General features: G+C 39.9%; 21 protein-coding genes. All 21 read left to right on the top strand.

The genetic code is table 11. The features are described 5' to 3' along the window. Positions 1 to 5 precede the first annotated feature (5 nt). The gene (locus ACZ449_RS11565; protein WP_464261160.1) at positions 6 to 1,145 is read left to right on the top strand and encodes an MFS transporter; all 1,140 of its coding nucleotides are present in this window, start codon (positions 6 to 8) and stop codon (positions 1,143 to 1,145) included. Between the two features lie 41 nt (positions 1,146 to 1,186). Next, the gene (locus ACZ449_RS11560) at positions 1,187 to 2,377 is read left to right on the top strand and encodes an MFS transporter (protein WP_464261159.1); all 1,191 of its coding nucleotides are present in this window, start codon (positions 1,187 to 1,189) and stop codon (positions 2,375 to 2,377) included. A 137-nt stretch (positions 2,378 to 2,514) separates the two neighbouring features. Further along, on the top strand, positions 2,515 to 3,261 hold the full coding sequence (locus tag ACZ449_RS11555; RefSeq protein ID WP_464261158.1) for a GntR family transcriptional regulator: 747 nt from the start codon (positions 2,515 to 2,517) through the stop codon (positions 3,259 to 3,261). A 2-nt stretch (positions 3,262 to 3,263) separates the two neighbouring features. After that, entirely contained in the window at positions 3,264 to 3,902 is a 639-nt protein-coding gene (locus ACZ449_RS11550) for a cobalamin B12-binding domain-containing protein (protein WP_464261157.1), read from the top strand. Between the two features lie 524 nt (positions 3,903 to 4,426). Then, positions 4,427 to 4,756 (top strand): 4Fe-4S dicluster domain-containing protein, encoded by a 330-nt coding sequence (locus tag ACZ449_RS11545; protein WP_464261156.1) that lies wholly within the window; start codon positions 4,427 to 4,429, stop codon positions 4,754 to 4,756. Beyond that, positions 4,753 to 4,869: a 4Fe-4S binding protein gene (locus ACZ449_RS11540; protein ID WP_464261860.1), complete on the top strand. Its 117-nt coding sequence runs from the start codon at positions 4,753 to 4,755 to the stop codon at positions 4,867 to 4,869. The genes ACZ449_RS11545 and ACZ449_RS11540 overlap by 4 nt, the downstream gene beginning before the upstream one ends. A gap of 35 nt (positions 4,870 to 4,904) precedes the next feature. Beyond that, positions 4,905 to 5,771, top strand: a complete 867-nt coding sequence (gene larC / locus ACZ449_RS11535) for a nickel pincer cofactor biosynthesis protein LarC (RefSeq protein ID WP_464261155.1) — start codon at positions 4,905 to 4,907, stop codon at positions 5,769 to 5,771. Then, a complete protein-coding gene (gene larE / locus ACZ449_RS11530; RefSeq protein ID WP_464261154.1) occupies positions 5,761 to 6,564 on the top strand; it encodes an ATP-dependent sacrificial sulfur transferase LarE in 804 nt (267 codons plus the stop codon). Before larC ends, larE begins: the two co-directional genes overlap by 11 nt. A gap of 191 nt (positions 6,565 to 6,755) precedes the next feature. Next, the gene (locus tag ACZ449_RS11525; RefSeq protein WP_464261153.1) at positions 6,756 to 6,977 is read left to right on the top strand and encodes a hypothetical protein; all 222 of its coding nucleotides are present in this window, start codon (positions 6,756 to 6,758) and stop codon (positions 6,975 to 6,977) included. Positions 6,978 to 7,079: 102 nt separating this feature from the next. Further along, entirely contained in the window at positions 7,080 to 8,402 is a 1,323-nt protein-coding gene (locus ACZ449_RS11520; protein WP_464261152.1) for a purple acid phosphatase family protein, read from the top strand. Positions 8,403 to 8,549: 147 nt separating this feature from the next. Then, on the top strand, positions 8,550 to 8,828 hold the full coding sequence (locus tag ACZ449_RS11515; protein WP_464261151.1) for a hypothetical protein: 279 nt from the start codon (positions 8,550 to 8,552) through the stop codon (positions 8,826 to 8,828). A 188-nt stretch (positions 8,829 to 9,016) separates the two neighbouring features. Further along, positions 9,017 to 10,138 (top strand): aldo/keto reductase, encoded by a 1,122-nt coding sequence (locus ACZ449_RS11510; protein WP_464261150.1) that lies wholly within the window; start codon positions 9,017 to 9,019, stop codon positions 10,136 to 10,138. A gap of 37 nt (positions 10,139 to 10,175) precedes the next feature. Beyond that, a complete protein-coding gene (locus ACZ449_RS11505; protein WP_464261149.1) occupies positions 10,176 to 10,562 on the top strand; it encodes a MerR family transcriptional regulator in 387 nt (128 codons plus the stop codon). A gap of 151 nt (positions 10,563 to 10,713) precedes the next feature. Continuing rightward, positions 10,714 to 10,905, top strand: coding sequence for a hypothetical protein (locus tag ACZ449_RS11500; RefSeq protein ID WP_464261148.1), 192 nt, complete (start codon positions 10,714 to 10,716; stop codon positions 10,903 to 10,905). Between the two features lie 20 nt (positions 10,906 to 10,925). Beyond that, complete coding sequence (locus ACZ449_RS11495) at positions 10,926 to 11,903, top strand: alpha/beta hydrolase (protein ID WP_464261147.1); 978 nt, start codon at positions 10,926 to 10,928, stop codon at positions 11,901 to 11,903. 58 nt (positions 11,904 to 11,961) lie between these two features. Then, the gene (locus ACZ449_RS11490; RefSeq protein WP_464261146.1) at positions 11,962 to 13,344 is read left to right on the top strand and encodes an SGNH/GDSL hydrolase family protein; all 1,383 of its coding nucleotides are present in this window, start codon (positions 11,962 to 11,964) and stop codon (positions 13,342 to 13,344) included. Positions 13,345 to 13,580: 236 nt separating this feature from the next. Further along, positions 13,581 to 14,417 carry a GNAT family N-acetyltransferase gene (locus ACZ449_RS11485; protein WP_464261145.1) on the top strand — a complete coding sequence of 279 codons (837 nt, stop codon included), beginning with the start codon at positions 13,581 to 13,583 and terminating at the stop codon, positions 14,415 to 14,417. A gap of 25 nt (positions 14,418 to 14,442) precedes the next feature. Beyond that, positions 14,443 to 15,564, top strand: a complete 1,122-nt coding sequence (locus tag ACZ449_RS11480) for an MBL fold metallo-hydrolase (protein ID WP_464261144.1) — start codon at positions 14,443 to 14,445, stop codon at positions 15,562 to 15,564. Positions 15,565 to 16,155: 591 nt separating this feature from the next. Continuing rightward, complete coding sequence (locus ACZ449_RS11475) at positions 16,156 to 17,457, top strand: ABC transporter substrate-binding protein (RefSeq protein ID WP_464261143.1); 1,302 nt, start codon at positions 16,156 to 16,158, stop codon at positions 17,455 to 17,457. A gap of 25 nt (positions 17,458 to 17,482) precedes the next feature. Beyond that, a complete protein-coding gene (locus ACZ449_RS11470; RefSeq protein WP_464261142.1) occupies positions 17,483 to 18,556 on the top strand; it encodes an HD-GYP domain-containing protein in 1,074 nt (357 codons plus the stop codon). A 20-nt stretch (positions 18,557 to 18,576) separates the two neighbouring features. Continuing rightward, a complete protein-coding gene (locus ACZ449_RS11465; RefSeq protein ID WP_464261141.1) occupies positions 18,577 to 21,528 on the top strand; it encodes a response regulator in 2,952 nt (983 codons plus the stop codon). The last annotated feature ends 85 nt before the right edge of the window (positions 21,529 to 21,613 follow it).

Below are 21,613 nucleotides of genomic sequence, written 5' to 3'. Positions count from 1 at the left end.
TTTTGATGCTCTGTGCTTTATGTTTTCTGTTTACTTTTATTACCCGTTTCACGTGGCCGCCATTAATATCGGTGGTCGTACCAGCACTAGGTATGACGATGGGGCAAGCTGGAGCTTTCATGAGCGCTTTTTATATCGGTTATCTTATTACACAGATTCCAGCAGGAGTTTTGGCTGATCGCTATGGTGCACGAGTCATACTATCGCTAAGCTTGCTTATTGAGGGAACTGCTACGATGACGCTGTCGCTGATTGATAGTTACGAACTAGGTTTTAATCTGCGCATATTAGCCGGGTTCGGCGCCGGAGCGGTTTTTGCATCCTGTTCACGAGCCTTAGTAGAGTGGTTTCCTCCTAAAGAACAGGGCTTGGCTTTTGGGTTGCTCATGGCGGCTCCATCTGGTGGAATTTTAATTACAAATGTTTTAGTTCCGCATCTAAATCAATCGTTGGGGTGGCACGGGGCCTTTCTTGCCGTTGGTTCGTTGACATTTACAGCAGGCGTGTTGATACTACTGCTCATGAAATCTAATTGTACTTATAATGAGAAAATCGGTGATGTAAGCGAAGGACTAAGGTTAATTTTCGGAAACCGTGACCTGATGCTAACTGCTGCAACCGGATTTTTTCTAATGTGGCTGCAATTAGGAACAGCTACGTGGGCGAATGCCTATATCAAAAGTTTGGGTTTTTCAATTAGTCAGGCTGGTCAAGTAATGGCTTGGTACGGTCTCGGTGGGGTAGTCGCCCCGCTTGTTTCAGGAATAATGTCTGATCGGTTTGACTGTCGAAAATCACTGGTGCTTGCAGCTCTAGTTGGTGTTATACCAACCACAATACTATTTGGGCAGCAGACTTCATTTAGCATGTTATGTATTGTCGGCTTGGCAGCTGGCTTTATGTCATACATTGTTAACCCTCAACTGACAATAATGATATCCCAGTTTGCCGGAATGAAATGGGCCGCGACCGCAAATGGAGTATCGAATTTCTTATTTCAATTGGCATCCTTACTAAGTCCTTGGTTTATAGGGTTAGTTATTGACTCAACAGGTATATTTGATTATGTATGGTGGATTCTAGCAATGGGCCCGGTACTGTCTATATTTTTTGTTTTAGGCGTACGTGAAAAATCATTGATTTAGTTGGGTATGGGATGCAAATCAAATTAAAGGGAGGAATTTGTATGGTTAACCAAGTCCAGAAAGAAGAATATAGCCAGTATCGTTGGGTAATAATGGCTCTAATGTTTGCCAGCTTTGTGCTGACATTTCTGGCGCGTTTTGCCTGGCCGCCGTTAATCCCAGTAGTTGTACCGGTGCTGAAAATGAACATGTCGCAAGCAGGCGCTTATATGACGGCATTTTATATAGGCTATGTTATCACTCAAGTACCAGCAGGCATGTTAGCGGACCGTTTTGGTGTCCGTACTATTTTAGGGGTAAGCTTAGTGATTGAGGGAATATCTACGTGGGCAATGGGGTCAATAACGTCGTTTGATATTGGCTTCACCTTGCGGGTTGTGACAGGTTTAGGAGCAGGGGCCATCATGTCCTGTTGTGCCAGGGCGTTGATGGAATGGTTTCCAGCCAAGGAACGAGGAACGGCCTTTGGCTTGCTGTTGGCAGCGCCATCTGGTGGATTGTTGCTGGCAAATTATGTTGTGCCTGCACTTAATAATGCCTTCAACTGGCAGGGTGCGTTTCAGGGAATAGGCATTGCTACGGCAATACTTGGGGTATTGATTTACTTTTTGGTTAAGACTTCAGATGAGCCTAAAGGAGAAAAATCATTTTTTGGTGGATTCAAGGTATTTTTTAATAACCGCAATATCGTGCTGATCGCCATTGCCGGATTCTGTCTGATGTGGATGGAGCTTGGGTTAGCTACCTGGGCTAATGCCTATGTCAAAAAATTAGGGTTTTCGGTAAAAGAGGCCGGAATTGTACTGATTTGGTACAGCTTGGGCGGCTTAATAGCGCCGATCGTATCAGGCTGGATATCTGATAGAATAGGTAATCGTAAGAATATTATAATTGCTGCTTATGCCATAAGCGTGCCATTGACCGTATATTTTGGCTCGCAAACAACTTTGCAGATGTTAAACATCATTGGTTTTGTATATGGTTTTTGTTCTTATCTCGCCAATCCGCATTTAAGCCTGATGGTTTCGGAGTATGCAGGCAAGGAATGGGCAGCTACGGCTAACGGCATTGCTAACTTTATCTTCCAGCTTGCTCCTATGATTGGGCCGTTGATTTTGGGTGGTGTTATTGATATGAGCGGCAGCTTCAACACTGTTTGGTATATGATGGCTGCTGGGCCGATTGTGGGTATATTAGTGCTCTTGCCTCTGCGCCCGCCGGCTGCCGAATAATGGGACATAGTTAGAAATGTTTTGTGGCCCCGGGGCAGCTCGGGGCTATCTCCTATTTTTGAGGAAGGAAAGGGTATTGCTCATGTAGAAGTAAATGGCGATAACAAACAGCTATGATAAGGTGGATTTTAATATACATGGAAAGAATTAACAAGAATTCATTTACCCCTCCCTTTTATCAATTGGCAACTATACTGGAAAAGAAAATACTGTCAGGGCAGTTAAAAGTCGGTGAGTCGCTGCCATCAGAAAATGAACTTAGCCGGGAATATGAGCTTAGCCGTACCACTGTCCGTAAATGTCTGAGCCTGCTTGCCGAACGAGGACTTATTAGTACCCAACAAGGAAAAGGGACATTCGTATCAAGACCGTTATTGGATCGAGCTGAATTTTTAATGGAAGATTTCCATGCTCATATGACGAATATGGGCAAAGAGCCCGGGTGCCGACTGTTTCATGTTCAGTTTCTCAAAGAACTCCCTGAATTTGCTGTGAAGTTAGGTATGAAGGCTAATCAGGGTATATTATATTACTGCCGACTGCTTTTGGCAGATAATGAACCTATCGCTGTTGAACATAAATATATGCTGTATATCAAGGGACGCCCCATTCTAGAGAATGAGTTACAATATAAGGCTTTTTCAGAGGTTGTTATGATTCATACCGATATTTTACCGGTACGAAGTCAAGCTATTCTTACTGCGGAAAGTGCCGGGAAATTTGATGCTAAATTACTCAATGTAGCGCAAGGTGAGCCTGTACTAAAACTGCAGCAGGCTTTGTACGATGACGATAATCGGCCTATCGGGGTGGGGGTTTTCTATTATCGCGGTGATCGATATTCTTTAGTTTCGGACAAACATCCTTTGAAGGGGGAACGTTGACAGTGTTAGAACTTCTGGCGAATGCTATCAGTGAACTTGATGAACCATTGGCGCTCGAACTGGTTAAAAAAAGTCTGAATCTTGGCATATCACCACTGGACATTGTTGATAAATGCCGAGCCGGGCTGGTGGCTGTTGGGAACAGGTATTCGCGGGGTGAATACTTTTTAGGCGATTTAATTCTTTCCTCAGAAATATTTTCGGAAGTTATGGACATTCTGGGGCCAGTTGTTGAAACTACTGAGAAAAGGCCGATTGTTGGTAAAATTGTTTTTGGCACGATTGAGGGCGATATTCATGATATCGGTAAAAACTTGGTAGGATCTTTGCTACGCTGTCACGGCTTTGAAGTGTATGACCTCGGGGTTGATGTACCGCCAGATAAGTTTATTCTGGCTTTAACCGAAACAGGTGCGCGGGTACTTTGCCTATGTAGTTTGCTTACTCCTGGCATTGAGCCCATGAAACGAACAATTCAATTGGTTCGACTAATTGAACGTGATAAAAAAATTAAAATTCTTATTGGCGGGATAGTTAATGAAAAGGTGAGAGAATATACTGATGCCGATGCCTGGGTCGATGATGCTAGGCGAGGAGTAGAAATATGTCTAGAATGGAATCGGGAATTACAACAAAAGTAAATTTGCTTTAGTTCGCTGCAAACCATGAAGGAACGAATCGTTTGAAGCTGCTCGGGCAGGCGAACAGGGCCGGGGGATGTTAGTCGAAGTTGTCTGATCAATTTAAAAATTACCAGCACTTGAAAGTGGGTAAAAGATAGGGTTGTCAAGAATTAAAGACTTTTATGCATAAAAATAAGGGGCTGTTGCCAGCGATAACTAAAATGTACCCTATAGAGTAGATACTAAAAAAGTCTACCCTATAGGGTATTTCTATGTATAATAGGGAAAACAAGACACTTTGAGGAAAAATATGAGCAGCTTAAAGTGCAAAACAAATATCTGAAAGCAGAGAATGAATTGTACTGATCATCGAGGCCGTATTATAAAATGAAAAATGGCATTTTACCATGTTTTTTTTGTCTACTTAGAATGTTTTCCAAAAAAAACTTGACTAGGAGTTAACTCCAGGTGCTAGACTGGTTAAGAAAAAGTCTATGAAAAAACAAGCATGCGTGAGTAATAATGAAGAGGGATGATGAATCATGGACAATTTCAAACGAGATAACGCTAATTTTCTGGCAACCTGCAATCGTTGCCGTAGATGTGTAAAGGTGTGTCCTACCAGCGGACTTGTGCCAATGCCTTTTTCCAGCGGGCTTATGGCGTATGAGACACCGGAGTTGATTCCCCGTAAAGGTGCCTGTGAATTATGTATGCTGTGTTCCAAGGTTTGCCCAACCAGCGCAATCCGACAAATCAAAACAGAAAAAGTAAAAATTGGAGTTGCCAGATTGGACAAGCTAACTTGTTTGGCTTGGGCCCAGGGGAAAGCATGCCTGATCTGTAAGGAGCGAGTCCGGCAGATGCTATAATCATCGACGATAGCAAGCGCCCGTATATAGATTCGCAAAAGTGTATCGGGTGTGGTGCCTGTGAGAATGCTTGCCCGGTGGAGGAATCGGCAGTGAAGGTTATTCCGCTATAAAGATGAATAAAAATTATGTAATGGAGAGCTCAACAATGAAAGTATTATATTATGATTGTTTTTGCGGCATCAGCGGCGATATGAATTTAGGTGGATTGCTGGATTTGGGAGTGGATGAGGATTATGTAAGGCGGGAGTTGTCTAAGCTTAATCTGGATGCTGAATATGAGCTGCAGGTAAAAAAAGATAATAAAAAAGGAATAAGTGGAACCAGGGTAGACGTAGTCTTAAAAAATGTACCCCATGATCATGACCACCACCATCATCATGAAGCGCATAACGGTATGGAAGAGGAATCTGACAAGGGCCATACTCATCATGCTCATAGAAATTTAAAGGATATTGAAAATATAATAATAAACAGTAACTTAAGTGATAGGGTAAAAACAGTAAGCTTGGCGATTTTTATGAAGGTGGCAGAGGCTGAGGGAAAGGTTCACGGAAAGCCACTATATGAAGTGCATTTCCATGAAGTCGGGGCTGTTGACTCTATTGTTGATATTGTGGGAGCTGCGGTGTGTTTAGATTATTTAAAAGTGGATAAGGTTATGGCTTCGTCGGTTCAGCTCGGAGGAGGGTTTGTGAAATGCGCCCATGGTATCATTCCTATTCCTGCTCCGGCAACTGTTGAAATTTTAAAGAATATTCCTGTGAAATCAGGTATAGTGTCTTTTGAAACGACTACGCCTACCGGGGCTGCAATATTGGCGGCAAATGTGGGCACATTTACAGATCATATGGACTTTTCAGTAGAAAAGATTGGTTATGGGATAGGTCATAGAGATTTAGAAATTCCCAACGTTTTAAGGATATATATTGGCTACGAAGAAAGAGAAGATAAGAGAGAAGAGCATATAATAGAAGTTTACAAAATGATAGAGGCTAACGATTATGATAAATAATGAAAAATATATAAATTTGGTTAATTGTTTAAAAAATATGAAAAAAGTTATCTTGGCTTTCTCGGGCGGAGTAGACAGTACTTTTTTACTTAAAGTAGCTAAGCAAGCTTTAGGCGATAATATTAAAGCAGTGACCATACAATCTCCCTATATTCCTAAATGGGAAATAGAGGAGGCAAAACAATTAGTAAAAGAACTTGGTGTAGTCTTTGAAATACTAGAGGCGCCTATTATTGATGAAATTAGAAACAACCCTGAAAATAGATGTTATCTTTGTAAAAAGGCGGTATTTAGTCAGATCCAAGCCATTGCGCAGAGAGACGGCTATCCTTATGTTATTGATGGCACCAATTTTGATGATATCGGCGACTATCGACCGGGGTTAAAGGCGCTGAGGGAACTGAATATAAAAAGTCCTTTATTAGAGTGCCAATTGAGTAAACCGGAAATAAGAAGTTTATCTAAAGAGCTAGGACTTAATACTTGGGATAAACCACCGTATGCATGTTTGTTGACAAGAATACCCTATGGCAATGAACTGAAAGAAGAAGATTTTGTTAAGATAGAAAAAGCAGAAAAGTATATGATGGACAGAGGATTCCGGGCGATTCGAGTGCGATGCCACGACAATCTCGCAAGAATTGAAGTGGATAAAAAGGATATGGATAAACTATGTAATGATAAACTTCTTGAGGAGATATCTAGTAAACTCAAAGAGTTTGGCTTTACGTATGTAACTTTAGATTTAGAAGGTTACAAGGTAGGCAGTTTTAATGCGACAATCAGGAATTAAGAGCGTGGTATATATAGTAAGAAATTCCGGGAGAAAATGATGAATAAAGCGGAAATAAGTAAACTGCTGCAAAGAGTAAAAGACAATGAAATAAACAATATAACCCTCTGGGAAGGACAATCACTGTTCGCAAGCAGGAAGAAAATCTTACAGACAGTTATATTGCCATTATTTCGGCAGGAACTTCTGATATGCCGGTAGTCGAGGAAGTTGCAGAAACAGCAATCATTCTGGGGAATCGTGTGGAGAAAATTATAGATGTGGGAGTTGCTGGCATTCATAGATTTTTCGCGAAAATAGATATCATTCGGAGTGCCAAGGTAGTTATTGTAGTTGCAGGCCTGGAAGGAGCACTTGCCTGCGTTATAGGAGGATTTGTGGAACATCCTCTTATTAATTTTATAAGGTGCTGAACACACTTTGAAGCCAGGGACAGATTATATTTATTGAAAAGAACTTTTTGGGGTTATGTCATATTATGATAGAAATAAAGATAGAAATGGAGTCTGTGGAAAATGGACACAGAAAATAAAAGGTTTTCTCGACGAAAGTTTATAAAGATTGCTGGCGGAATCATTGCAGGTGCCGCTGGACTCTATACTTTCCTGCCGGGTATGCGAGCATGGCCACATAAAGCCGCTGACTTGGCAAAAGTGGTTGCGGGGCACTATCTGCCGATGGGGAATATAGGTGCATTATTTGTTCGTCAGATTATCACGAAGGATAGTTCTAGTTCGCGGACAATCATGTGGCAGTCGGAGCTTAGCGAAAAAGACGCTGTCATAGAATATCGGGAAAAAGGCAAAGAGAATATAAAATCCAGAATAGCGACTGAGGCGGAATTTGCCGATGATAAAACGATGACCTATATACACACGACAGTATTGGATGATTTAACCACAGGTGCGCAATATCAATACCGTGTCGGCTATAGCGATGAACGCAGTATTTGGCACGATTTGAATACCGATGATGGGGGAGCCTTTAAGGCGCTGATTTTTCCAGATTCCCAGTCCAATGATTATAGTGACTGGAAAAATCTTGCGCAGTTTGCCAGAAAAGAAAATCCGGATGCGACCTTCTTTGTCAATATGGGCGATTTGGTCGATAACGGCGAGGATCACACCCAGTGGCGGGCATGGTTCGATGCCCTGAATGGTATCATCGATACCATTCCTGCAGTGCCGATCTTGGGAAATCATGAAACCTACACTTTGGACTGGAAAGTGCGGATGCCGGAGGCTTATCTGCATCTCTTTTCTCTGCCGGAAAATGGTGATGCTAAGCGCCAAAATCAGTTTTATTCCTTTGATTATGGATCGGCTCATTTCATTGTTTTAAACACGCAGTTCGACGAAATGGAAGAGTTCCAGCCAGGCCTCTTGGAAGCGGAAAAGGAATGGTTCGTAAATGACATTATGCAAACTCGGAAAAAATGGAAAATAGTTTTGATGCATAAGGATGTTTTGACCTATGAAATTCGGAATAGGAGCGACCGTCAGGCGGGAATTTCTGATATTGGCAAAGAATGGATGCCGTTATTTGACAAGTATGGCATCGATGTCGTACTTACAGCGCATCTCCACACCTACCGTCGCCGTGATCGTGTATATAATTTCCAGCCCGATACACGTGGCCCGCTCTATATCGTTACCGGTGTTGCTGGAAATGTTCGTTATCCGAATCTTTGGGTAAATCATCCATTTGATAAGGCAGTAGCCCCGCAGCCGGAAACCAATAATTACATGACACTGGAAGTATCAGCAAAAATCCTCAAATTAGCGTCATTTCTGTCATCCGGGGAGCAGATCGATCAAGTGGAGATAGCGAAAAACTAAATATAGAAAATTGATTACAGAGGCAGTTTCCCAAAGAAGTAGAAGTAGAAGAGTTATTAAGTCTTTGGGAATATCAACGCATAATACAGATATTGCTTTTAGAGCAGTGGAAACAGGAATCAAAATGCGGGTGTTGCCTTAACTGTTATGAAAGGATATGCTGCTGGAGTGTTACTAAGTGACAAAGAATCGCCCTTTGAAAAAGCACTGACCCCAGTACAATGTTTACATTACTGTTTAACTAGACCGGCAGTTGCTTCCGTAATGGTGGGAGTATCTAATACAAATCAAATACTTGCAGCAACAGCCTATGTCACTGCAAGTAATAAAGAAAAGGATTATAGTGAAGTTCTTGCAAATGTACCAAGAACTTCATTTAGCGGACATTGTATGTTGAAACAGGCTGTTATGCTTTTTGGCAATTAATAATTATGCAGGAAAATCCGGAGCATCAAGGGCGCATTGTAAAATGAGAAGTGACATTATACAATGCTTTTCTTTGTCTATTTAGGGTATACTCAAAAAAAACTTGACTCGGAGTTAACTCCAGGTGCTAGAATGGATTTCAAGGAAATAAACATGACAATTGCAGAAGTAAAGGAGAAAATAGAGATATGGAAAAGAAAAAATTGGGATTTGGATGCATGCGTTTACCGGTAAAGAGCCAGAATGATCCATCCAATATTGATATGGACACATTAAATCAAATGGTGGATACTTTTTTGGAAAGAGGCTTTACCTATTTTGATACAGCATATATGTATCATGCGTATAAGAGTGAGATAGCTATGCGAGAGTCGTTAGTAAAACGTCATAAAAGAGACAGTTTCACGTTAGCAACAAAATTGCCAACGATGTTTTTGAAAACACGGGAAGATCAGGAAAGAATATTTAACGAGCAGTTAGAAAAGTGTGGTGTAGATTACTTCGATTACTATCTTCTTCATAACCTGGGTGTAACTCATTATGAGATAGTCCAAAAATTTGATAGTTTTGCGTTCATTCTGGAAAAGAAAAAAGAAGGGAAAATCAGACAGATAGGATTTTCTTATCATGATAATGCAGATTTATTGGATGAAATTCTGACAACACATCCGGAAGTGGATTTTGTCCAGTTACAGATTAATTATCTGGATTGGGACAATGAAAGCATTCAGTCAAGGAAATGTTACGAAGTAGCAAGAAAACATAATAAACCGGTTATTGTTATGGAACCTGTCAAAGGTGGTACGCTTGCGAAAGTGCCTGAAAAAGCGGAGCAATTATTTAAAGACTATCATCCTGACATGTCCATTCCATCATGGGCTATCCGTTTCGTAGCAAGCCATGAGGGAATTATGATGGTATTAAGTGGAATGTCTGATACGGAGCAGTTACTGGATAATACAGGCTATATGCAGGATTTTAAGCCATTTGTAAAGGAAGAATATGATGTTGTTAAAAAAGCAGTTGGGATTATAAACGAAGCAACTGCGATTGGGTGTACAGCCTGTCAGTATTGTGTAGAAGGCTGCCCGAAAAACATAGCCATTCCGAAGTATTTTGCATTGTACAATAACGAAAAACAATCCGTATTTACCGGATTTTCGACACAAAAGGTATATTATGGAAACTATATAAAAACGTATGGTAAGGCATCAGACTGTATAGGATGTAAACAATGTGAAAAAATTTGTCCACAGCATATTGAGATTACAAAATGGTTAAAGGATGTAGCTAATACTTTTGAAGCATAACTTTCTTTCGACAGAGGATAATAGGAGATGAAACCACATGATGATTTCAGAAGTAAGTGAAAAATTTGATATTCCACAGGATACACTCCGCTATTATGAACGCATCGGGCTGATTCCCCATGTGAACCGCAATAAAAGCAAAATCAGGGATTATACGGAAGAAGACTGTAGGTGGGTCGAATTTGTCAAATGTATGCGAAGTGCAGGTCTACCGATTGAAGTATTGATTGAGTATGTTGGGTTGTTTCAACAGGGGGATGAAACTGTTGAGGCAAGAAAAGAACTCTTAATCGAGCAGCGTACGCAGCTCAAAGCAAGAATGGAAGATATGAAGAAAACGCTGGAACGCCTGGATTATAAAATTGTACGCTATGAAACTGGGATAGCTCAAACAGAAAAAACACTAAGAAGACCGGAGAATTAGTTCTTGAAAAACGAATAAGAAGTTCTGAATCAGCCGCTTGGGTGGTTAGAAATCGCCTTAATCGGCTTTTTCCTTTTAGAAAGTGTAGATACATTCGAAAAAAACATACTGAATTTTGATGAATATTGTCAAAGAGATTGGAGCGGTATAGATGAAAAGAAAAACTGCACAAAGTGTCATAGTAGTAGTCATAATGGGAGTAATGTTTTCTTTTTATAGTATGTGCCCTAACTGGCTTGCCGATATCTATACAATGACAGATAAACAATATGCCTGCAAAGCACAAGAAATTGTGAATTACAGTCTTCTGCCGTGTCAACCTCCGACAAACACGGCAAAGTAAATATCAAAACGAGGTATGCTATGCAATCTAATACAGAATTCCAAGTATCGAAAAAAGGTGCCTGGAGACGATGGCTTCTGGTTGTTATATTAGTCATTATTCTCTGTATAAACGGAGCTGGTTTATTTGTGGGAAACATTCTTTACAAAGAAGCGAGCATTCTACATTCGCATTTGAATGAACAAAAGATGAATAAGGCCAAGCAAGTTTTAGAAGATGGTAAAAAAGATAAGCAATGGGAAGATATTACCCTTAAATCCCGGTTTGGTTATTCATTGCGGGGAACGTATATTCCAAATCCCAAGGCCACAGATAAAACGCTAATCTTTTTACATGGGTTTACCGAAAATCGCGCAGTTGGTCTAAACTATTTAGATATGTATCTGAATGCCGGCTTTAATCTCTTGCTTGTCGACTCGCGAGCTCATGGAGAAAGCGGCGGCAATTCGGTCACTTGGGGCACTTATGAAAAATATGATCTAGACCAGTGGGTGGATTGGGTTTGTCAGCGTTTTCCCGGGGGGATGATTGGTGTTCATGGAGTTTCCATGGGTGCAGCGACTGCTCTCATGCACGCCGAACTCAATGAAGCCGATAAGCGCGTAGCTTTTTATATTGCCGATAGTTCCTATTCAGATTTAGAAACGTTGTTGGCGCTGCAAATGGAGCAGTGGCTGAATATTTCGGGGATGGGGCTTCCTGAAGTTTTACTGCAATACGCTAATGTTGTTGCCTATTTGAATTCCCGTTTTACTTTTCATCAGGCATCACCGATTCGGTCAGTGCGCAATGTAACAACACCTGTTCTTTACATTCACGGTGAAGCCGACAAGCTTATTCCTGCTCAAATGTCACTGGACCTCTATCACGCCACCAAGGGTCCCCGGCAAATATATGTGTTTCCCCATGCGCAGCACGTAAATGCCATTTTTGAGGATCGTTATCGGTATAGCGGAGTAGTTCAGAATTTTGTCCATTCAATTGAACAGCATAGTTAATACTATATATGAGCCAGATGTCTTAATTCAAAGTTTCATAATGATAAGGGGGTAACCTGTGAAAAGGATATTCTATAGAAGTGCTTTTATAATCAGTTTCTCATTAAGTTTTGCAATGCTCGTTTGGGCGGGATGCTTTATTTCCGAGACTACCGAGGTTGTGACTGCGTGGGCTGCATGCAGGACAAATACGCAGAAAAATAAACCGATTTCTACCATTCATTTTTCCCGGCAAAAACCGGCTTCGACAAAGCCTGTGTTGACCTGGACAAAGGTCGAAGGAGCAGTGGCATATGAACTCGAGCTATTAACCAAACCACCGGAGAACGCTGATCAATCGGTGTCATATCCAACCTGTTTCTTTTCAACAAACAAAATCTACGTTAACGGATTTAACGCTGACCTATCTATGTATTGCACAGGTGAATTCTTCTATTGGCGCGTTCGCGGACTGGATATTGATGGCAACCCTATAGGTTTTTTCTCTGATGCTGAAAAGGTATATATTGATCGGCAACAAGACGGTATTCAAAAACCTGTTCCTACTTCCATTTTCAATCAGAGTACCGGTGCTACGTTACTGTATCCGGTTTATGCCTGGATTCCTATTAACGGAGCGGAAAAGTATGAAGTTGAGATACTTGACGATCTTCCAGAGAACCCTAATGGGACTGCTCCGTCCAGCCATAGGATTGATTCAGCTGTTGCTATAGGGTTTGACTACTATGATGAAATGCCTAGAATTTCTGAGAAACCGTTTTATTGGCGAGTCAGGGGTCTAGATCAGGATGAAAACCCTGTCGGGGTGTATTCAGACGCCGGGACATTCAGTGTAAGTCCCAATCGACATGTTGCAGTGGCGACATATGGAGACAGCATCACTCATGGCGGTGGTAGTAGTTCCTATTCACCGGCAGATTGGGAGTACAGCTATCAGTATTATCTTGATTTTCCAACTATAAACCTTGGAAAAAGCGGCGATACCAGTCAAACAATGGTTGAGAGATTTGAACAGGATGTTTTGCCTTTCCAGCCTAAGTACCTGCTAATCATGGCTGGTACAAACAGTCTGAGGGGAGGAGTAACTGCGGAAAGTGTTATAGCGGATTTGGAGGTGTTGAAAGAAAAATGCCTCGTTAACAATATCCGACCTGTATTTTTGACGTTGCCGCCGATTAATCCGGACAATATCAAAAAAGTTTTTGATGAATCTACGGCACCGGATTGGCAGGAGCAAATGCGCATGGTTAACGATTTTATCCGGATGCAGATACATATTGATGTGGAGCGTGAAATGCAATATACTAATGGAATTCTTCCTTCGAAATTGGCTGTTGACGGACTGCATTTGGACATTACAGGCAAAAAGAAAATTGCAGCTGCTGTGAATACGAACTGGGTTCGTATAAAAGGATTACCTTGGCAGAGCTGGAATGAATAAGTAATAGTGTAAATGACAAGGCTCTTGTGGATAAACCTATTATTGCCGTTCCTACAAGTGTTGGTTATGGGGCATAATTAATAAACTATGAGATACTAGAAAAGTAGAAACTGTATTGCCAAGAAAAACACGATTAAGAATATGGAGAATCATACAAATGAGCAAAATAGTATTTATTTTGTCCGCCAGCTTGGATATAAATCGAAAAATTCTTGAACGAGTAGTGTGAGTTTCAGATGGAGAAACAAGCGCACAAACTTAGCATCACTCCAGCCGTCCGCCAAGATTGGCCGGTTATTGAAAAAATGTTCTCAGCCACCTTTCAGACTGATATTTTTTTTCCCCTGATGAAACGCAGATTGTACCTAGCAAAAAAATCTTCCCGTTTTTCTAAATCAATTGCCACCCTGTTTGCCGGGAATGTGTATTTATTACGGTCAGACAACCGACCGACCGGTTTCATTATGCTAAAAAAAACCGGTGACAAGCAAATGCACCTGCACTATTTGGCGGTCGCGTCGGAATTTCGCCGGCAAGGGCTGGGCAGGGAACTGACCGGTTTCGCCATCAAAGTTGCCAATGAATATGGCGCCGATATCTCTTTGGAAACCGAAGCAGATAGCCCTGCTATGAAGCTCTACAGCAGCTTAGGGTTTAGCGTTGATAATCAATTTCACATCTATAGTCTGGTGTCACCGTCGGCTCTACCCGGTGGACAAGAAACAGCCGTTGAACTGATACCTGTAGAAGATGCCAAGGGTATGTTCATGCTGGCTAAAGAATGGCTGTTAGGATATAAGTCTTCGGTCCTGGTGTGCAGCCCGTACGAGGAAATATCACTCAGTTTCCGCGTTTGCACACCGACTTTGGGTGGTTCCGAAATCATACACTGCAGCCTCAGCGGCGGCAGTAACGAGTTACTGTATCAAACCCTGCCACACTTGGCATTCCGCATGAACAACCCTGGTGGTGCTTACTTGGTATTGAGCGTTACAGACCAGGCTAATTTAGATTCACCCTGGCTGCGCGATCGCACAGACTATGTTACCATGATCAAAAAGCATCGGTCTTGAAGACAATAAAGATGGAGAAAATTGTATGAAAAGAAGGTTAAGAAGAATGATAGTAGCTTTGATAATGTGCCTTGCCATAGTATCTCTTGGTATAGGTCTTTATCTACAGCAGCCTAAGTTTGGAGCATTGCCTGAAGGTGCCCGCCTTGAAAAAATCAATAGTTCACCTAATTACGTTGACGGGCAATTTCAGAATTTAGTTTATACTCCTAAATTTGCCGAAGAGACCAGTTCTACTTCGGCGCTGTGGAATTATCTTTTTACCAAAAAAGAACGGTTAGTACCGACAGATTCTATTCCTGCAATAAAAACAGATTTGATGAGTTTGGACAAAGATAAGGATGTAGTTATTTGGCTTGGTCACTCTTCGTACTTTATGCAGTTTGGGGGCAAAAGGATTCTGATTGATCCTGTATTTAGTTCTTACGCATCACCTGTTTCGTTCATAAACAAGGCCTTTGAAGGAACAAATCAATACAAAGCAGAAGATATGCCGGAAATCGATTATTTGCTTATTTCTCACGACCATTGGGATCACCTAGATTATCCCACTATTACTGCTCTGAAACCAAAAATCAAAAATGTAATCTGCGGTTTAGGAGTAGGATCGTATTTTGAACAGTGGGGATTTGAAAAAAAACTCATACATGAGGCTGACTGGTTTACCGCATTAGAATTGGAAAATGACTTTATCATCCATGTATTGCCAGCACGGCATTTTTCTGGCCGCCTACTAAGCCCCAACAAGACCTTGTGGGCTGGATTTGCGTTGGTAACCCCTGAGCGACGTATATTCTACAGTGGTGACGGTGGATATGGGCCGCATTTTAAGAAAATAGGTGAAACGTTACATGGTTTTGACCTTGTAATTATGGAGAACGGTCAGTATGACAAAAGGTGGCCCTATATACATATGATGCCGGAAGAAGTGGCACAGGCTGCTGAAGAACTAAGAGCCAAAGCATTATTGCCAGGGCATGCAGGCAAGTTCGTACTTGCCAACCACCCTTGGGATGAACCGTTCAAACGTATAACTCATGCTAGTGAGAATAAGAACTACAAACTTTTAACTCCAATGATTGGGGAGATAGTAGAACTTGAAAATCAGCAGCAAGTCTTTTCTCGCTGGTGGGAAAAGGTTAAATAAGTAACTGGAACAGCAATACATACCTACATTGTCGGTTTTTCCGGCGGGGTTCTGGGTGATCCGGCCCAAGAGGTTTGTTCGGACGGAGGCTGCAGTGAACCCATAAACAATGGATGGACTTTGCTGACCTTTGCTGACCTTTCCTGGCGTTGCTACAGTTCGAGCCCAATATTTTTAAAGGCTCTCGCATAGTGCGTATCCTTTCCAATATCAATGCCCAATGCCCAGAGTTTCAGTTTTGATTTGAAAAAAATCATTTTGTGAATTCTTCATAGTAGAGACGCCTTCTCAATCTTTGGTTTTGTGTCTTTCTTGTCCGGATAAGCACATCTCCATTGTATTGATGGGTTCTCTTTTTTTTAAGCACATTTTTCCCCGGTACATAGGAATGGTCCTGGATGCTTATCATGATCGTAAGCATCGTTTTTTATTTAAAATTGTTATACTTGTCTGTAATGTTTCCGAAATGATTATGATGCCTGTTGTAGTTTCCAACACGGAATACCACTATTATTTAAGAATTTGGTGTGATAAGATATAATTACAAGAAAATTCAAAATTACCATACATGCAGAAAAGGCGGATCAAAAGATGAAGAGTAGGACATTGTTATTGCTAAGTATGGTCTCGCTGGTCGCTGTATTTCTAATTTCATGTAGTGGAAAAAAGCAAAGTATATCAGAAGAACCAACCTACAAAAAGCAACAATTGTCCTTCAGAATTACTTGGACAGCCTATTCTGGTCGTGGAGAAGCAATACAAAAGATCGTAGATTTATATAATAAAAAGAATAATGATGAATTCGAAATAGTAGTACATGGTGGAGACGAAGATGGTAAGGCGATAGAAGGACTTTTAGCAGAGAAATCTTCAGAGACGATCTATGTTTTGCCTTATAGATACGTGAAGTACTTTGGTGATAAAGGTAAATTGGAAGATCTTTCAGTTTCTTTTCAAACAGAGAAGGAATTGGTTTATCCAGAATTATGGCAGTTAGGCGAAATTAATGGCGGTATATATGGTATTCCGTGGGTAGGACATTCCATATGCTTAATTTATAATAATGATCTTTTAAGGAAAGCTGGTGTGGATGCTGCCGCTATTAAGGACTTAGGTTCCTTACTTAAAGCGTTCGAAGCAGTAGAAGAGAAAACCAATGTTAAAGGGATAGGTCTTGTTGGTGCAAATCACAATGATATTTCCTGGATGGTAAATCAGTTTGTTTATGGATATGGTTCTAATTTGGTAGATACAAGCGGTACAAAGGTTGCCATAAATAACGAAAAGGCGAAAGCAGCTATTGAGTTTTACAAGGATGTTTTTGGGAAACATGCTCAGCCTTCATGGATTACCGATACAGGAGTAGAAGTCTTGGAGCATTTTAGGAAGCAGAAAATTGCCTTTGAATTTCAAGGGGTGTGGGGGGTTGCAGATAATGAAAAACATGGGAATCCCTTTCCTGTTGGCATTATTAATTTAGAAAGTATCGGACTTTGCCCTGAAGTAGGTTCAATGATGCTATCGATACCAAGTGGCATGAGCAATGAAAAAAAAGAAGCAGCGACAAAGTTTATAAAATTTATGATTTCTATGGAAGCTCAGGAAAAAATTATGGACGGGGAATACAGCCCCGAGCACGATACATATTATCCATTTAGAGTGCCTGTACGTAAGGATCTATCAGATAGTTTCGTATTTGAGAAGTACCCCCAATATCTTCCGTTTTTAAAGGGGTTTAAGAGACCAAGCATTGATGTTCCTGTTCCTAAATGGCAAATCATAAAGGAAGGGTACTATGCACCTGGACTGCACCAAGTGATGAATGAAGAACTGTCTGTTGATGAGTTTTTGAAAAGGATTGAGGTTGAAGGCAATAAAATACTGATCAAATAATAAGCTGAGTGAAAGGGTGGTTAGAGTGGACATTAAAATATTGGTAGTAGATGATTCCAAAACAGATAGGATTTTGATTAAAAACATATTAGATGACTATCCTGTATTGTTTGCAAATGATGGTATTGAGGCTATGGAGATTCTTGAAAAGGAACCAAGCATCGATTTAATAATTTTGGACTTAAATATGCCCCGAATGAATGGTTTTGAGGTTTTAGAAGCCATCAAACAGAATGAAAACTACAAAAAAATTATAACTCTTATTCTTACTAACTATGATGAAGCGGAAAACGAAATACGAGGATTGGAGCTTGGGGCGGTAGATTATATTCGCAAGCCGTTAAACCTTGAATCCCTAAGAAAGAGAATCGAAATCCATGGTATGCTGAAAAACAACAGTAAATTATTGGAACAAAATAATGCTATTCTAGAGGAAACGGTACAGAAAAGAACGAAGGAATTGGTTTTAACTAGAGATATTACGATTCATGCTCTTATTGGCCTATTAGAAGTAAGAGATATTGAGTCTTGCAATCATACCAAAAGAACACAGTGGATGATAAAAGCCCTATGTGAACAGCTAAGCAATAAGGAACCATATTGTAATATATTGTCAGATTCTTATATTAAAGAACTTTTTGAAACGGCACCTTTACATGATATTGGAAAAGTAGGAATACCTGATAGCATTCTTTTAAAGCCTGGAAAACTAACTTTTGAGGAATTTGAAATAATGAAGCAACATACTACCTATGGAATAAATGCACTAAAATATGAAGTGGCAGAGGATAGTATTCCTTCTTTTGTAGAAACAGCGATAGAATGTATAGGCGGACATCATGAAAAATATGATGGCTCTGGATACCCAAAAGGGCTTAAGGGTGAAGAAATTCCACTTCCTGGGCGTTTAATGGCTATTGTTGATGTATATGATGCTTTAATAAGTAAAAGAGTGTATAAACCAGCATTCAATCATGAAGAGGCTTTGTTATTAATAAAATCGGAGAAGGGAAAACATTTTGATCCCAATCTCGTCGATGCTTTTTTAGCTATTGAAGAGCAGATAAAGGAGATAGCTATTAAATATACTCAGGAATAAGCTGAAATAGGGTGGAATATATGAATTTACGTAGGACTATTTTTCTCAGTATAGTAGTACTGCCATTTTTTATTACTATTTGCTTTGCTGCGCAAAAAGATATTCAGTTTACGCAAATAGAGAAGGACTTTATTAAAGAGCATCCGGTTATTCATCTTGGTGTTGACCCCAAATTCATTCCCTATGAGTTTATTGATACAGATGGCGTATATAAAGGGATTGCAGCGGATTATATTAAACTGATCAGTGAAAGGACCGGTCTAGCGTTTGTAGTTGAAAAGAATCTGAGTTGGCCGGAAGCCTATGAAAAGGGTGTATTAAAGCTATTGGATGCCTTCCCTTGCGTTTCCAAAACGAAAGAGAGGGAACAGTACTTTTTGTATTCTGAGCCCTATTATTCATTTCAAAGAGTTATCTATGTAAATCAAAATAATAATACGATAAAGAACTTTGCTGATGTAATGAATCGTAAAGTAGCAGTCCAGACAAACAGCTCTCATCATAGCTATTTAAAGGCTTTTGAATCTATAAAGCCCAGCCCTTATTTTAATGTTGACGAAGCCCTTAGAGCTGTTTCAGATGGAAGAGAAGAAGCATTTATAGGCAATTTGGCGACTTCAAATTATTTAATAAAAGTAAATGGTATTACAAATTTAAAGTATGTAAAAGTAGAATCGGAAGAGAAGCAATCGCTTTATTTTGCTGTAAGAAAGGACTGGCCAATATTAGTCGGCATACTAAATAAGGCGTTAGCAGATATAACACAAGAAGAAAAAATCAATATCGATAATCGTTGGCTTGGTGTCGAAAATAGGATTGATTACACGCAAATAATCAGAATAATTGGAATTATTGGTGTCGTAATTGCTATTATTTTTCTTGTCTCCCTATACTGGATTGTTAAATTAAGAAGAGAGGTTGAAACACGCAAAAGGATTGAGGAAGCTTTGAAGGTCGCCAAGGAGGAGGCGGAGTACGCGAATCACGTCAAATCAACCTTTTTGGCTAGGATGTCTCACGAGATCAGAACACCATTAAACGCAATTACAGGGATGGCTTATGTAATTAAAAAGACAGATGTCACAACGATTCAAAAAATATATTTAGAGAAAATAACCAGGGCAGCGAGGGATATGTTAGGTATTATCAATGACATATTGGATTTTTCAAAGATAGAAGCTGGCAAAATAGATATCGAAAGAATTTCCTTTAATTTAGATGATATTTTAGAACAGTTAATCAGCATTGTATCCTTTAAAATCGATGAGCAAAATATTGACTTTTCTATGAATAGAGATCCTGAGATACCAACATTCTTTTGGGGGGATCAGAAGCGAATTCAACAAGTCTTGTTGAATATAGTAAATAATGCTGTGAAGTTCACCAAGGATGGTGCTGTTTCTCTTACTATTCGATTGGTAGCAAAGGTAAAAGATTCTTATATAATTGAGTTCAGTGTTAAGGACACGGGAATTGGTATGTCCAACGAGCAACTTGAGCAGCTTTTTGCACCTTTCAGCCAAGGAGATTCTAGTATTAGCAGGAGATTTGGCGGTACTGGACTTGGTTTATCCATAGTTAAGAGTTTAGTTGAGCAGATGGGGGGCAGCATAGAGGTATATAGTGCAGTAGGTGAAGGCTCAACATTTAATATACAGCTGACTTTGGAAGCTGATCGAAACAAAGATTACGAGGAGAAGAAAAAAGCTGCATCTGTTTATTTTCAGAATATTCGAGTACTTGTTGTAGAAAAGAATGCTTTTTATAGAAATTTGTTAAGCGGTTATTTAAATTCTTTTAATATGGTTGCCGAATTTGCAACTTCAGAAGCCAGAGCAATAGAGCTTATGGAGAAAGTATCAAAGGAGGATGGGACATCCTATAATTTATTGATCGTGGATTATGAGACTCCGCAAGATGGGGGGATTGCATTTTGTACCAAAGTAAAAAGGATGCCTTGGTTTAAAGAAGTACCCAAATTTATAGTAATGATTCCATTATCGAAAGAAGAACTTTTTAAAAATTTGGAAGATGCAGGACTGGATTTTGGTATAACAAAACCGATAATACCTTCCATTTTATATAATGGTATTGTTGAAATTTTCAAGATCAATGTGATCGAGATGCATGAGAGTTCTGCACTTATAACTACACAGAAGCCCTTTAAGGTTGAGTATCCTTATCATGTTTTAATTGTTGAAGATAATAAAACAAACCAATTTATTGCTCAATCTATTTTGGAACAGTCTGGATTTAGAGTCACACTTGCAGATGATGGCGTGGAAGGTTATGAAGTTTTTTTAAAGATGCAAAAGGATTTGGATTTAGTATTAATGGATATTCATATGCCTGTAATGAATGGCTTTGAAGCGACAAGCCTAATTAGAAATGTGGATAGTAGCATTCCGATTATTGCTATGACTGCAGATGCCATAGCAGGGGTTGAGGAAAAGTGCAAAAGCATTGGAATTGATCACTATATCAGCAAACCATTTGATCCAGAACAATTTGTCGAAACGATATGGCAGGTGGTTAAACCATATAAAGAAGGTTTACTCATAAAATCGGAAGATGAAGCAAAGCAAGAAGACTCGGTTAAGGTGAATGGAGGTGTGTTAGATGAAAAAGATGGACTTAGACATATGGGTGGGAATGCCGATCTCTATGCGCTGGTTTTAAAGGAATATTATAATGAAAATTTGGAGATCTCTTTAATCTTAAGCAAGGCAATTGAAAAAGAAAATTATGAAGAAGCGGCACAAATAGTACATAAGATAAAAAGCAGCTCTGGCAGTATTGGGGCAAAAGGATTGTATGAAGTTGCGTCAAATCTTCAAAGGTCACTCAGTAATGGAGAAGTAGAGATAATCCCAAAACTTCATAAAGAATTTGACGAAATGTTGAAGCAATTATTTTCGGCGATTACTAAAAGGACAAGTCTCAATATTCGAGATATAAACGAAGAAATTTAATTACCACGCAAAAGGGAACGGAATCCTTGGCTGTTTTTAATGCAAAAAAACAACTGGTGAATAGCTAGAGAACTCCTGCCAAATT

This window comes from Desulfosporomusa polytropa (assembly GCF_055380075.1).
The sequence above is the reverse complement of the archived record's forward strand: the minus strand, read 5'-3'. Positions and strand labels throughout refer to the sequence as shown.

Excerpts from the sequence above, each read along its gene's own strand:
- ACZ449_RS11485 (WP_464261145.1), top strand. The coding sequence starts at position 13,581 with ATGGAGAAACAAGCGCACAAACTTAGCATCACTCCAGCCGTCCGCCAA.
- ACZ449_RS11480 (WP_464261144.1), top strand. The coding sequence starts at position 14,443 with ATGAAAAGAAGGTTAAGAAGAATGATAGTAGCTTTGATAATGTGCCTT.
- ACZ449_RS11505 (WP_464261149.1), top strand. The coding sequence starts at position 10,176 with ATGATGATTTCAGAAGTAAGTGAAAAATTTGATATTCCACAGGATACA.
- ACZ449_RS11525 (WP_464261153.1), top strand. The coding sequence starts at position 6,756 with ATGCCGGTAGTCGAGGAAGTTGCAGAAACAGCAATCATTCTGGGGAAT.
- ACZ449_RS11465 (WP_464261141.1), top strand. The coding sequence starts at position 18,577 with ATGAATTTACGTAGGACTATTTTTCTCAGTATAGTAGTACTGCCATTT.
- ACZ449_RS11520 (WP_464261152.1), top strand. The coding sequence starts at position 7,080 with ATGGACACAGAAAATAAAAGGTTTTCTCGACGAAAGTTTATAAAGATT.
- ACZ449_RS11565 (WP_464261160.1), top strand. The coding sequence starts at position 6 with ATGCTCTGTGCTTTATGTTTTCTGTTTACTTTTATTACCCGTTTCACG.
- ACZ449_RS11475 (WP_464261143.1), top strand. The coding sequence starts at position 16,156 with ATGAAGAGTAGGACATTGTTATTGCTAAGTATGGTCTCGCTGGTCGCT.
- ACZ449_RS11560 (WP_464261159.1), top strand. The coding sequence starts at position 1,187 with ATGGTTAACCAAGTCCAGAAAGAAGAATATAGCCAGTATCGTTGGGTA.
- ACZ449_RS11545 (WP_464261156.1), top strand. The coding sequence starts at position 4,427 with ATGGACAATTTCAAACGAGATAACGCTAATTTTCTGGCAACCTGCAAT.
- larE (WP_464261154.1), top strand. The coding sequence starts at position 5,761 with ATGATAAATAATGAAAAATATATAAATTTGGTTAATTGTTTAAAAAAT.
- ACZ449_RS11510 (WP_464261150.1), top strand. The coding sequence starts at position 9,017 with ATGGAAAAGAAAAAATTGGGATTTGGATGCATGCGTTTACCGGTAAAG.
- ACZ449_RS11500 (WP_464261148.1), top strand. The coding sequence starts at position 10,714 with ATGAAAAGAAAAACTGCACAAAGTGTCATAGTAGTAGTCATAATGGGA.
- larC (WP_464261155.1), top strand. The coding sequence starts at position 4,905 with ATGAAAGTATTATATTATGATTGTTTTTGCGGCATCAGCGGCGATATG.
- ACZ449_RS11515 (WP_464261151.1), top strand. The coding sequence starts at position 8,550 with ATGAAAGGATATGCTGCTGGAGTGTTACTAAGTGACAAAGAATCGCCC.
- ACZ449_RS11555 (WP_464261158.1), top strand. The coding sequence starts at position 2,515 with ATGGAAAGAATTAACAAGAATTCATTTACCCCTCCCTTTTATCAATTG.
- ACZ449_RS11495 (WP_464261147.1), top strand. The coding sequence starts at position 10,926 with ATGCAATCTAATACAGAATTCCAAGTATCGAAAAAAGGTGCCTGGAGA.